The 11,553-nt window shown below is 63.5% G+C and carries 13 protein-coding genes; 7 read left to right on the forward strand and 6 right to left on the reverse strand.

The annotated features are described in order from the left end of the window. Window positions 1-14: 14 nt before the first annotated feature. The 3 genes from BE0216_RS10895 to BE0216_RS10905 all read left to right on the forward strand — a co-directional run bounded on the left by BE0216_RS10895 (window position 15) and on the right by BE0216_RS10905 (window position 2,728). Window positions 15-1,082 (forward strand): methionine ABC transporter ATP-binding protein, encoded by a 1,068-nt coding sequence (locus BE0216_RS10895; RefSeq protein WP_094636979.1) that lies wholly within the window; start codon window positions 15-17, stop codon window positions 1,080-1,082. Further along, entirely contained in the window at window positions 1,079-1,756 is a 678-nt protein-coding gene (locus tag BE0216_RS10900; RefSeq protein ID WP_094636980.1) for a methionine ABC transporter permease, read from the forward strand. The genes BE0216_RS10895 and BE0216_RS10900 overlap by 4 nt, the downstream gene beginning before the upstream one ends. Window positions 1,757-1,861: 105 nt before the next feature. Next, a complete protein-coding gene (locus tag BE0216_RS10905; protein ID WP_094636981.1) occupies window positions 1,862-2,728 on the forward strand; it encodes a MetQ/NlpA family ABC transporter substrate-binding protein in 867 nt (288 codons plus the stop codon). Between the two features lie 103 nt (window positions 2,729-2,831). Here BE0216_RS10905 and BE0216_RS10910 read toward each other — a convergent pair whose 3' ends face one another. Continuing rightward, window positions 2,832-3,674, reverse strand: coding sequence for a DUF1684 domain-containing protein (locus BE0216_RS10910; protein WP_158217219.1), 843 nt, complete (start codon window positions 3,672-3,674; stop codon window positions 2,832-2,834). A 221-nt stretch (window positions 3,675-3,895) separates the two neighbouring features. Here BE0216_RS10910 and BE0216_RS10915 point away from each other — a divergent pair, with 221 nt between their 5' ends. Next, on the forward strand, window positions 3,896-4,033 hold the full coding sequence (locus BE0216_RS10915; RefSeq protein ID WP_158217220.1) for a hypothetical protein: 138 nt from the start codon (window positions 3,896-3,898) through the stop codon (window positions 4,031-4,033). A 67-nt stretch (window positions 4,034-4,100) separates the two neighbouring features. Then, window positions 4,101-5,039, forward strand: a complete 939-nt coding sequence (locus BE0216_RS10920; RefSeq protein ID WP_094636983.1) for an SPFH domain-containing protein — start codon at window positions 4,101-4,103, stop codon at window positions 5,037-5,039. A gap of 60 nt (window positions 5,040-5,099) precedes the next feature. Here BE0216_RS10920 and BE0216_RS10925 read toward each other — a convergent pair whose 3' ends face one another. Next, window positions 5,100-5,948: a patatin-like phospholipase family protein gene (locus BE0216_RS10925; protein WP_094636984.1), complete on the reverse strand. Its 849-nt coding sequence runs from the start codon at window positions 5,946-5,948 to the stop codon at window positions 5,100-5,102. Between the two features lie 101 nt (window positions 5,949-6,049). Next, window positions 6,050-6,829, reverse strand: coding sequence for a glutamate racemase (gene murI / locus BE0216_RS10930; protein ID WP_094636985.1), 780 nt, complete (start codon window positions 6,827-6,829; stop codon window positions 6,050-6,052). A gap of 80 nt (window positions 6,830-6,909) precedes the next feature. Between murI and dapF the strand changes: the two genes are divergently transcribed. Beyond that, a complete protein-coding gene (gene dapF, locus BE0216_RS10935; protein WP_094637172.1) occupies window positions 6,910-7,857 on the forward strand; it encodes a diaminopimelate epimerase in 948 nt (315 codons plus the stop codon). A 7-nt stretch (window positions 7,858-7,864) separates the two neighbouring features. Here the strand turns inward: dapF and BE0216_RS10940 are convergent, their stop codons facing one another. Then, entirely contained in the window at window positions 7,865-8,509 is a 645-nt protein-coding gene (locus tag BE0216_RS10940) for a vitamin K epoxide reductase family protein (protein WP_094636986.1), read from the reverse strand. A gap of 194 nt (window positions 8,510-8,703) precedes the next feature. Here BE0216_RS10940 and BE0216_RS10945 point away from each other — a divergent pair, with 194 nt between their 5' ends. Then, window positions 8,704-9,588, forward strand: a complete 885-nt coding sequence (locus BE0216_RS10945) for a PHP domain-containing protein (protein ID WP_226805786.1) — start codon at window positions 8,704-8,706, stop codon at window positions 9,586-9,588. On the opposite strand, the gene BE0216_RS10950 is transcribed toward BE0216_RS10945, so the two are convergent. Together BE0216_RS10950 and BE0216_RS10955 are read right to left on the reverse strand one after the other, a co-directional pair. Then, window positions 9,585-9,809, reverse strand: a complete 225-nt coding sequence (locus tag BE0216_RS10950; RefSeq protein WP_094636987.1) for a DUF3107 domain-containing protein — start codon at window positions 9,807-9,809, stop codon at window positions 9,585-9,587. The two genes, BE0216_RS10945 and BE0216_RS10950, sit on opposite strands and share 4 nt — an antisense overlap. A 128-nt stretch (window positions 9,810-9,937) precedes the next feature. Further along, entirely contained in the window at window positions 9,938-11,527 is a 1,590-nt protein-coding gene (locus BE0216_RS10955) for a phosphotransferase (protein WP_094636988.1), read from the reverse strand. Window positions 11,528-11,553: the final 26 nt, after the last annotated feature.

Consider the following 11,553-nt stretch of genomic DNA (forward strand, 5'->3'; position numbering starts at 1 on the left):
ACACGGAACGACCCATGAGCGAACCGACATCTTTCACGCCGCCCGAGCCAGTGGTGGCGATCAAGGGACTGAAGAAGACCTACCACGGCGAGGACGGCGATAAAACCGCCTTGCATGACATCGACCTGACCGTCGACAAAGGCGACATCTACGGCATCATCGGCCTGTCCGGGGCGGGTAAAAGCACGCTGGTGCGTTGCATCAACGGACTGGAGAAGTACGACGAGGGCAGTCTCGTCGTGCTGGGCGAGGAAGTGGGCGAGCTGTCCACCAAAGAACTGCGCGCGCTGCGCCGCGACATCGGCATGATTTTCCAGTCCTTCAATCTCATGCCCTCGCGTACGGTCGCCGGCAACGTCGAACTGCCGCTGCTCGACACCGGGGCCGATAAGGCCGCCCGTGCCGCGCGCGTGGAGGAGCTTCTCGACCTCGTCGATTTGCGGGACAAGGCCGACGCCTATCCGAGCGAGCTGTCCGGCGGACAGAAGCAACGTGTGGCGATCGCACGAGCGCTCGCCAACAATCCCAGCATTCTGCTCAGCGATGAGGCGACCAGCGCGCTCGACCCCAACACCACCAAATCCATCCTCAAGCTGCTGCGCCGGCTGCACGACACCTTGGGACTGACGGTGATCATCATCACCCACCAGATGTCGGTGATCAAACAGGTGTGCAACAAAGTGGCCGTCATCGATCAGGGCACCATCGTCGAGAGGGGCAAGGTGTTCGACATCTTCGTCAATCCGAAGGCGCCGCTGACCCGATCGTTCGTGGCGACCACCTCGAATCTCGACAAGATCAACGACCTTATCGAGGAAGGCTCGTCGCTGGTCAGGCTGGATGAGAACGAGACGCTGCTGCGCATGCGCTACGTCTCCAAGGAGGTCTCGCAGGCGTTGGTCTCCGGAATCTCCCGCATATTCGACATCGACGTCAACATCATCTTCGGCGATATCGATGTGATCGACGACGCTCCGCTGGGCGGTCTGGTCGTCGTGCTCAGAGGGGACGCCGCGCGCACCAAGGCGGCCATCGGCTATCTCAAGGACCGCAATATCGGAATCGAGGTTTTGCAACAATGAACATTTTGACCCAATGGTTTCCCAACGTGGCGAGCCGTCTGCCGGAATTCTTCGACAGCTTTGTACAGACGCTGATCATGGTCGGCGTGACGGGAGCCGTCTCGTTCGTGTTCGCCGTGCTGTTCGCCGTGCTGCTCACCCTCACGCGTAAAGACGGGCTCACACCTAACGCCGTGGCGTTCAATATCGTGGACAAACTGATCAACCTGTTCCGTTCCATCCCGTTCATCATCCTCGCCGCCGCGCTGGTGCCGGTCACGCGCGCGCTGGTCGGCACCGCCATCGGCACGCGGGGCGCGATCTTTCCGCTGATCGTCGGCATCACGCCGTTCTTCACCCGGCAGATACAGTCCGCGCTCGCCTCAGTGGACGCGGGGCTGATCGAGGCGGCCGAATCGATGGGCATGAGCGTCGGCAGAATCGTGCTGCGCGTGTACTTGCGTGAGGCGGTGCCCTCGATCATCCGAGTCAGCGTGATCGCCTTGGTCAGTCTGATCGGTCTAACCGCGATCGTCGGCATCGTGGGAGGCGGAGGATTAGGCGACTTCGCCATCCGCTACGGCTACCAGCGCTACATGCTCGACGCCACCTACGCCACCATCATCGTACTCGTGCTGCTCATCGGTGTGATCGAATTCGTCGGCAGGCAGCTGGTGCTGCTGACCGAGCACTGAAAACCAACCCTTGCCCGCGCGCGTCTGCACCGTCATCGGACGGATGGGTGCGGGACCTTGGGCATACCACCAACAAACACAACCACTATGGAGAGGGGATTATCAATGGCAACCACAAGCAAGGCGAAAGCCAAAAGGAATCTCATAACGGTGCTGGTCGCGGTTCTGGCCGTCATCGCCGTGATCGTCGCGGTCGGCGTCTACCAGCGCGCGCAGGCGGCCGGCGGGAGGACCATCACCGTCGGCGTGGTCGGCAACTCCGACGATGCGATCTGGCAGGCCGTGCAGCAGCAGCTGGACGATGAAGGGGCCGGCATCACGCTGGAACTCAAGACATTTCAGGACGGCATCTACGCCAATCAGGCGCAGGCGAACGGCGAGCTGGATCTCACGGCCTTCCAGCACTACGCGTTCCTGAACCAGGAGATCGAACAGAAAGGGTATGAGCTTTCGGTGATCGGCGAGACCTACATCTCACCGCTCAACCTGTACTCCGACAAATACGACGATGTCGCGGATTTCCAGCCGGGAGACCAGATCGCCATCCCGAACAACGCGACCAACACCGGCCGCGCGCTCAAAGTGCTGGACGCCGCCGGACTGATCACCCTTGAGGACAACACCAAGGAGAACCCGACGGTGGACGACATCGCGTCCAATCCCAGCGGCGTCGAGGTGGTGCTGACCGATCCCGCCAGCATCGTGAACACGCTGCCCGATTACGCCGGCGGCATCACCAACACGAACTTCATCATCGATGCGGGCATGAGCGTGGACGACGCCATCTACCAGGCGCCGGTGGACTCGGACAACGAGAGCTTCAAGCCGTACGTCAACGTGATCGTCGCCCGTACCGAGAACAAGGACGATGAGACCTACCGCACGATCGTGGACGCCTACCATACGAAGGCCGTGGCCGAGGCGATCGAGAACAACTACCAAGGCGCCGTGGTGCCGGTGTTCGACTACTGACGGTGGTCGGCCGATTGCGATCGGCGCAAGACAAGAGGCGGGGACCCGTATCGGATCTCCGCCTCTTCGCATGTCGTCGGAGGTGTCGCCGGATCGGCGCGAATCAGTATTGGGCCTCCAACGGTGTCCGTTCGCCCGCGGTCACGGCGAAAGGCAGATGGTTGCGCTTCGAGGGGATCGGGCAGGTGCAGTACGGAGAGAACGCGCAGGGATAGTTGTAGGCGTAGTTGAAATCGATGGAGTCGAGCGAGTCGATCCCCAAAGCGTCGAGCTGCAGCACGCGGCCGATTCCGTAGGTCTCTTTTCCGGTGGTCTCATCGGAGAAGAAGATGCTCGCATGGCCGAACACATTGGACACCACCAGCGAATAATGCTCGCCGTTATGGTCGAACTCCACGAATCCGACCACCGGATACGATTGCAGCACCGTGGTGACCACGGAGTCGTGGATGTCCTGCTCGTCCTCGGTTGCCCTGCGGAACGTGGCGGCGAAACGCCACTTCGGATCGACGGGGTAGTGGGGGATCGCGGTGAAATCGCGGCGGCGGTCCGTGTTCGGGTCCTTGACGCGGATCCAGAACCGGTGGGTGTTGCGTTTGATGGCATCGGTCTGGGAGTTGATCTCCAAACGCAGGTCGCCGTACTCCACATATCCCAGCGCCTGCTCACCGAAGGCCGTGGGCGTGAATGCGATCGGTTCGTCCAGAGGCTCGCCCGCATTGGTGACGCGCCCGTCCTGCCCGGGCGTGTAGATCAACGTGTCGTTCTCGGCGCTCCAGGTGCCGGGCACGCCGTCGATGGTTTTGGTCTCGCCGTTGGCCACCCAGTTGATGGATGCTGGTGCCAGATATCCGTGCGGCGCGGTCAGTTCCTCGACTCGCTGCGTATGCCAGATGTTCCATTGCTGCACATAGGGATCCGCTTGGATCACTGTGGTTTCGGTCATGATATGTGCCCCTTCCAGTGGTTGGTGTGTGGATGGCGGCTGCGCCCGTTGGCGGGTGTCGGCGCCTACGCAGGTCACTTTATCGAAAAGAGGGGGAGCCATCGCGGTGCGCGGTATACGAACTGCCGATAGCGGCGTCAAGGTAATTCCTATGGCCGCGCCGGCCGGCACCGGGGACCCGCGCGGTACGGTTGTGCGCCGAGGGCGGCGGTGATCTGGACATGGTCGCCGAGTTCGTCGCCGGCCCGCGCAGCTCCTTCGACCGCGCGGTGCCGGGAGCGGACGCCCGGACGGTTGTGACGGCGATGCTGGCGGCCGAAGACCTGTACACATGTGATGACGGCGGAGATCTGGTCTGATGGGACGTTGATAGGATGGGAGGTGTCGCGGCAATGGTTGCCGCGGCACCTCGTGGAGGGAACGGTTATGTCAATGACAGTGGGAATGGTAGGAGTGACGATGCTGATAGGTGTTGTGCTGCTGGCGCTGATTGTGGTGCTGCTGTTCGCGGCGATTTTCATCGTGCCGCAGCAGCAGGCGTACATCATCGAACGCTTCGGCAAACTGCATAAGGTGCAGTTCGCGGGCATCCATGTTCGGATTCCGTTCGTGGACCGCATCGCGATGAAGACGAATATGCGCGTCAACCAACTCAACGTGCAGTTGGAGACCAAAACGCTCGACAACGTGTTCGTCACCGTCGTGGCGTCCACGCAGTTCCGCGTCAACGCGCAGAACGTGGCCACCGCGTACTACGAGCTGCGCGATCCGGCCGGCCAGCTGCGCTCCTATATGGAGGACGCGCTGCGCTCCGCCATTCCGGCGCTCACCCTCGACGACGCCTTCGCCCGCAAGGACGACGTGGCCTCCGACGTGCAGAAAACCGTCGGACAGGAGATGTCGCGCTTCGGCTTCACCGTGGTGAAAACCCTGATCACCACCATCGACCCCAGCCAGCAGGTCAAGAACGCGATGGACTCCATCAACGCCGCGCAGCGCGAGAAGGAGGCCACCCGCCAGCGCGCCGAGGCCCAGCGTATCCAGATCGAGACGCAGGCCGCCGCCGAGGCGGAGAAAACCCGCCTGCAAGGTGAGGGCCAGGCCAATTACCGCCGCGAGATCGCCAACGGCATCGTCGACCAGATCAAAAGCCTGCAGGCCGTGGGCATGAACATCACCGATGTGAACAACGTGGTGCTGTTCAACCAGTATCTCGACGTGATGCGCTCGCTATCCGAGTCGAACAACGCCAAAACCGTGGTGCTGCCGGCCTCCACGCCCGGCGGCTACCAGGATCTCTACGAGCAGATCACCAAGGCCATGCTCACCGCCAATTCGACCAGCGAGCCCGGCTTCGTCAAGTAACGAAAACAGCCCGTTTTCTCGCGCCCTCCGCCTGGGTCTCAGTGCGGAGGGCGCGTTTGTTTACGAGTTCAGGAACCCCTCGACGGCCTCGGCGGCCGCGTAACCGGCGCGGTACATGCGCTCCAGCCCCTCGTAGCTTTTACTCAGGGTGCTTAGTCCGTAGAGGTCCTCGGGTGCGAGGATCAGCACGCGGCCGTCCTTCTCGTACTCCTTGGCCAGAGCCACTTCGTCGTTGTAGGTGCGGTAGCGGTCGCGCAGCTTTTCGGCCGCGGCCGGATAGAAGCGCTCCAACACCTTCGCCGGGGCGAGGTCCTTCTTCTGCTCGCGGATTTCGTCCCTTAAGCGCGAGAGAATCACCACCACGCGCTCATAGCCGTCATCCAACGCCTTTTGCACCGGAACCGGGTCGGCGATGCCGCCGTCGAAATACGGCACGCCGTCGATCACATACGGCTCGCAGGCCACCGGAACGGCCGACGAGGCTTTGACCACGTCGAAATCGTCGTAGCGTATGCGGGATTTGTCGAAATACATGGTCGAACCGTCTTCGGCATTGCACGCCACCACCGTAAACCGGCTCGGATTCGCCGCGAACGCCTCGTAATCCACGGGATATTCGCCGTCATGATTGCTCAGCGTGCCGTAGATGTAGTCGAGGTTCGCGAAGTTGTGGTTCTTCACGAAACTGTTCACGCTCGCGTACTCCTTGCGGAAGGCGTATTCCGTGTAGAACTTGTGGTTGCGCCCGGGCTGATGCGCGATATAGGAGGTCATATTGGCCGCTCCCGCGGACACCCCGTAGCAGTGGTCGAAGTCGATGCCGGCCTCCATCAGCCGATCCATGACCCCGCATCCGAAAATCGCGCGGAATCCGCCTCCCACATCGATTAACGCGGTACCCTTGGCCATGACGTCCCCTTTCTTTGCGACTTGGTATCGAGATTACGCGCGTATCGCGGACAAACCCGTATCGGCTTGTCTAAGAGCGCAATCGGTTGGAAAGCCGTGGCTTAGGCGGCATCCAGCAGTGATCTCGCCAACGTGGCGATACGCTCGGAAGGATCGGAGTTGGCGAGCTCGACCGAACCGGTCTGTGATTCGGGCGCGAGGTGCCCCAAGGATTCCAACACCACCGACAGATGCCGCACAGTGCCCGCGTTGCCGTCGATGATCGCGGCGGAATCGGGCAGCAGCTCGCGAAAATAGTCGCGGTAGAACACGAAATGCGTGCATCCCAGCACCACCGAGTCGATGGAGGCCAGATCGTAACGGTCGAAATAATGGTGCAGCGTGCTCATCACCGCGTCACGGTCGTCCAGTCTGCCGGATTCCACGATATCGACCAGATCGGGGCAGGGTTCGGGGAAAATCGTATGGTCGGCGGTGAACCGCGCCATCAGTGCGGCGAATTTGCGTTCGCCCAGCGTCAGGGGAGTGGCGGCGACGATCACACGCTGACGGCGGCCTTGGCCGCGGTCGCAGGCGACCTTCAGCGCGGGCTCCATGCCGATGATGGGGATGTCGTAGTGCTCGCGCAGCTCGTTGACTGAGGCGGAGGTGGCGGTGTTGCAGGCGATGACCACGGCTTTGGCTCCCTGCCGCACGAACCGTTCCACGATGGCGAAGCTTAATTCGCGCACCTGGTCCGGTGTTTTGGTGCCGTACGGGGCGTTGGCGGAATCACCGAAATAGAGCACACGCTCATGTGGCAGTTCGCGGCGCAGCTCGCGTGCCACGGAGATGCCGCCCAATCCCGAATCGAATACGCCGATCGGCGCCGTCGAAGCCATCGCAACCTCCTTGCCAAACGTCTCCAGACTACACCGTCGCGTGCGGGTGCGCCGGCATGGTGGCGGGTATGCTGGGGCGTATGACCATTCCTCAGCATGTGACCAAAGCCCACGCCACCGGTAACGACTTCGTCGTCTATGCCGATCCGACCGGCGAGTTCGAACCGACCGCGGACGAGGTGCGCTTCCTATGCGACCGCCATCGCGGTATCGGCGGCGACGGATTGATCCGCCTGGCCCATCCCCGGGCGGTGTCGGATCTCGACGAGGCGCAACGCGCGGCATGCGAGACGGGCGGGGCCGTTTGGTTCATGGACTACCGCAATGCCGACGGCTCGCTGGCCGAGATGTGCGGCAACGGCACGCGCGCCATCACCCTGTTCGCGATGGACCGCGGACTTGCGGACAGCGGCGAGCCTTTCCGTTTGGGTACGCGCGCCGGAGTGAAGACGCTTGACTCTTTGGGTGATGTGGAACCGTATGGGCGCGATGTGCTGCATGTGGATATGGGCGCGTGGCGTATCGGCGAACTGGGCGCGTATGAGGTCGCCGTCGCGGGTGCGTCCGGCTCGGCCCGCGGCACTTTCGTGGATATGGGCAACCCCCATGTGGTGGCGGTGACCGGTGTGGACGTGGGGTCGTGTGCCATCGGCGCGCTGGCCGACCTTCCCCGTGCCGACCTGTTGGACTCCACGCTGCCGGATGTGGATGATCTGGATCTGACGGTCAAACCGCGGGTCTCGCCGGTGCTCGAAAGCGACCAGAACGTGGAGTTCGTGCGCATTGACGCCGTGAACGCCGACGCGCACGAGGGCAAGGCCACCATGCGCGTGCATGAGCGGGGTTGCGGCGAGACGCTGTCCTGCGGCACCGGTCTGTGCGCCACAGCGATCACCCTGCGCGCGCTTACCGGCGTCGACCACTGGGATATCACCGTGCGTGGCGGCATCCTGCGCGTCGACGTGACCGATGCGAATGTGGCGCTTACCGGATCGGCCACGCTGGTGGGTGATATCGCGCTGCGTTAGGGGCGGATCAGGCGAACAGCGCCGGTCCCTCCACGACGATGATCAGCGCGGCCAACGCCACCACCCACAACACGTCGATCATCAGATCGATGCCCAGACGGTAGTACTTGCGCAGACCGGCGGCCTTGGCGGGCAGTCCGCGCACCGCCACGGTGGCGTGGCTTAACGCCATGAACTGGATGGTGGTCGAGAACATCAAGGTCAGGCACCACGGGCATAGGGCCTGGATCACGAACATCGACTGCGAGAACAGCCAGTAGGCGTAGGCCAAGGCGGCGAGTCCGCCGAACCAGGTGCAGGCGGCGAACCAGCGCGGCACCGCGACCTTCGCCATGCCGATCACCGCGACGGTGACGAACACCGATTCGGCGGCGATGCCGAAGAAGGCGTTCGGATAGCTCAATCCGCCGAATTTGACGATCTCCGCCTGCCAGGATTGCGCGACTGCGGAGCAGGAGACCACGCTGTTGACGTCGCAGCCCAACGAGGCCTCGGGGTGTCGCGCCAACTGCAGGGTTTCGGCCGCCAGCACGAACGAGGCGCCCAGCGCCACCGCTGAGGCGACCAGCATGATCAGATAGGTCCACCATGCGCTGTGCCGCCATCCGAGTAGCGGACGTTCGTCGATGATGGCGCTGTCGGTGGTGGTCATGGACACGCTCCTTGGTCGGAAATCGGAAACCCTATGGAATACCTCGAATCGAGATAACTATATCGTATGCATGGGCCGGACATACCTGACAGCGAGCATATCGCGTGCGATGTATCTGCCACGGACGCACGACTTCGCGCCGCAAGAGGCCGATATGTGCTTGTCGCGAGGGAACAGGCTCTACGATAGAACATATGAACCAGCCCGAAACCATGCCCGTTCCGCCGAGCGGCGGATGGGACATCCACTGCCACACCGCGTTCTCCGACGGCACGGAAAGCCCCGCGACATTGGCGGCCGAATGCGCGCGTCTGGGATTGCATGGCATGGCCATCGCCGACCATGACACCACGGCCGGCTGGGATGAGGCGCAGGACGCGGCGCGCGCGCATGGCCTGCGCCTGCTGCGCGGCACGGAGGTCACCGCGGTCGACGGCAGGGTCTCCGTGCATATGCTCGCCTACCAATACGATCCCGCGAACCGTCGGATCAGCGATCTGTTCGCCGACACCCGCGCCGCGCGTCTTGCGCGCACCAAACGCATGGTGGAGCTGCTCGCCGAGGACTATCCCATCGACTGGGACGCGGTGCTGGCGCAGGTCAGGCAAGGGGAGCGCACCACCATCGGGCGTCCCCATATCGCCGACGCGTTGGTGGCGGCCGGCGTGTACGACAACCGTTCCGCGGCATTCGACGATGCGGTGAGTGCGAGATCGCGATATTACATTCCCACGCCGTCGCCGACCACGCACGATGTGGTGGCCGCGGTCAAGGCGGCCGGCGGCGTCGTGCTGGTCGCGCATGCGGGGGACACCAGTCGCAACCGCCACCTTTTGTCGGACGATCAGATCCGCGTCTTGGTCGACGAAGGGTTGGACGGATTGGAGGTGTGGCATCGGGGCAACCCGCCCGAACAACGCGTGCGGTTGCTCGACCTGTGCCGGCGGTATGGGCTGCTGGCCACCGGTGGGTCCGACTGGCATGGCACGGGCAAACCCAACGCGTTGGGGGAGAACCTCACCGACGACGCGACCGTGGAGGCCATCGTCGCGCGGGGCGTATTGCCGCTGTTCGCCTAAAGCGCGCCGAATCCGACGGCGTGCTTGGTCTCCGAACCGATAAGCGCGTATCCCAACGCGCCAGCCGGCACCACGATGCGGCGGCCCTTATCGTCGGTCAGGTTGATGGTGAGGCCGTTCGCCACGGCCTGTTCGATGATCTGGCTGACCTCGTCGGCGCTGGCGTCGGTGCTGAAGTTCACCGGTCGTGTCACGTTCTGAATGCCCAGTTCGATATCCATGAATGCTCCTCGTATCGGCCGGCAAGCCGGCGGTTTGGTGATGTCTGTTGTCTATTGTGCCGTCCATGCGCCTGAGGCGCGCGGGGTTACGCCTTCGGCATGGACGATGTTCGGCCGGTCGGCCTTGTTCACTGGTTGAGCGGCATGCCGTTCTCGTCGAAGCCTTCCAATCCCGCCTGGGCGTCGCGCAGCGCGCGCTCCTCGCGTTCCAGCAGCGGGATAAGCGTGGTTTCGGCCTCGCGCTCCGGCGTGTCGGTATGGGGTCCGGGCGTCATGGCGGCCGCGAGAACCGGACCGCGCTCGTCGGTGTCGTCGGTCTGCGTGGTGGCGTTGGCGACCATGTAGGCGCCGTCGCCGTGTATCGCATGCTCGGCGCCGGCGATGAGCTCGTTGATGGTGATGGTCACCGACGAGCCCGGCGAGTGCTCCGCCGAAGGCTGGGGTCGTGTGTTGCCGGTGGCGACCGCAGGTCGATCCGCGGTCGAATCGGCATCGACCGGGGTGACCGGTCGGTCCGCCGTCGAATCGGAAGCATCGTCGTTCGGTGACGCGGTGGCGACGATCTGCGCGGAACCGGTACGATCGGGGTCGGGAGTGTCGTCGGAGGGATCATACGCCTGATCGGCGGCGGCATGGGCGCGGGTGGCCTGCGCGGCGCGGCGTTCGGATTCGTTGAGCAGGGTGCCGACGGTGATGGTGGAGGGGGATTGCGCCGCATCCGGGTTCGCGCCGCCGGTCGGGCGCGGCGCGGCATGCGTCCCATTGCCGGAGGGTGTGAGCACGCCGAGCTGGTGGGCGAGACGTTCCACCTGCGCCTTGAATTGCAGGATTCGGCTGTTGTCCGCGCGGTTGAGCGCTTGGATGAATTCGCCCACCTGTTCCATCTGCAGCCACAGGTTGGCGCGCAGCATGATCAGATCGTCGAGTCGGGATCCCATCATGCGTCCGTAGGCGGCGAGCACGGCGTTGCGATGCTCGTCGTCAAGCTTGAGGAACACCCAAGCCAGATCGCGCGCCGGATCGTTCACCTGCATATCCTGCCAGTTGGTGACCGCGGTGATGGTCGATCCGGAGAACAGCACATCGCCGTCCGAGAATCCGCCGTGCACCGTGCAGGTGGAGAACGACCATAGGCCCTCGGTCTCGATGATGCGCGCCCAGCTATTGGTGATTTCGGAGGGCACATGGCCGGCTCCGCGCAGACGTTTGATCCAGGCGGTCAGTTGCGAGCGGATCTGCCCGGTGGTGAACACCGGATATTTCGCCTCGGCGAGGAAATCGGGGCGCAGACGGTGGATCGCGCCGATGGCGGTGCCCATACTGGCGCAATCGTCCAGCGTGAGCAGATCCAAGGTGCGGGCCTGTCCGTCGCAGTGGGGCGTGACCATCACCGCGGTGGATCCCGTGGGACCGTTCGGCGTCTCTCCGGCGTCGAACGCGATCACGCGATCCAGGGTGAATCCCAATCCGCCGGGGTCGCGCGCGTCGGCAAGCGTGCGGGCCGCGCGCACGCGGGAGGCGAGACGTTTGCGTCCCGTCTCGGTATCGGTGGCGTACACGTCGTACAGTTTGCCCGAGGCATCCTGCACAACCGCCTGGTCGATGCCTGCGGCCTCATCCGTGGCGCTGCCGGTCGCGTTGTCGCGCACACCGGCGACGGCGATGTTCGGGCAGAGCGCGGAGGTAAGCGCGGCCAACATAAACTTGCTACGTTTCATCACAGTTCCACACTAATACACGTGGG

Source organism: Bifidobacterium eulemuris (assembly GCF_014898155.1).
Taxonomy (GTDB): domain Bacteria; phylum Actinomycetota; class Actinomycetes; order Actinomycetales; family Bifidobacteriaceae; genus Bifidobacterium; species Bifidobacterium eulemuris.

Bases quoted from the DNA above. Each gene is read 5' to 3' on its own strand.
- BE0216_RS10895 (WP_094636979.1), top strand. From the start codon at position 15: ATGAGCGAACCGACATCTTTCACGCCGCCCGAGCCAGTGGTGGCGATC.
- BE0216_RS10900 (WP_094636980.1), top strand. From the start codon at position 1,079: ATGAACATTTTGACCCAATGGTTTCCCAACGTGGCGAGCCGTCTGCCG.
- BE0216_RS10905 (WP_094636981.1), top strand. From the start codon at position 1,862: ATGGCAACCACAAGCAAGGCGAAAGCCAAAAGGAATCTCATAACGGTG.
- BE0216_RS10910 (WP_158217219.1), bottom strand. From the start codon at position 3,674: ATGACCGAAACCACAGTGATCCAAGCGGATCCCTATGTGCAGCAATGG.
- BE0216_RS10915 (WP_158217220.1), top strand. From the start codon at position 3,896: ATGGTCGCCGAGTTCGTCGCCGGCCCGCGCAGCTCCTTCGACCGCGCG.
- BE0216_RS10920 (WP_094636983.1), top strand. From the start codon at position 4,101: ATGTCAATGACAGTGGGAATGGTAGGAGTGACGATGCTGATAGGTGTT.
- BE0216_RS10925 (WP_094636984.1), bottom strand. From the start codon at position 5,948: ATGGCCAAGGGTACCGCGTTAATCGATGTGGGAGGCGGATTCCGCGCG.
- murI (WP_094636985.1), bottom strand. From the start codon at position 6,829: ATGGCTTCGACGGCGCCGATCGGCGTATTCGATTCGGGATTGGGCGGC.
- dapF (WP_094637172.1), top strand. From the start codon at position 6,910: ATGACCATTCCTCAGCATGTGACCAAAGCCCACGCCACCGGTAACGAC.
- BE0216_RS10940 (WP_094636986.1), bottom strand. From the start codon at position 8,509: ATGACCACCACCGACAGCGCCATCATCGACGAACGTCCGCTACTCGGA.
- BE0216_RS10945 (WP_226805786.1), top strand. From the start codon at position 8,704: ATGAACCAGCCCGAAACCATGCCCGTTCCGCCGAGCGGCGGATGGGAC.
- BE0216_RS10950 (WP_094636987.1), bottom strand. From the start codon at position 9,809: ATGGATATCGAACTGGGCATTCAGAACGTGACACGACCGGTGAACTTC.
- BE0216_RS10955 (WP_094636988.1), bottom strand. From the start codon at position 11,527: ATGAAACGTAGCAAGTTTATGTTGGCCGCGCTTACCTCCGCGCTCTGC.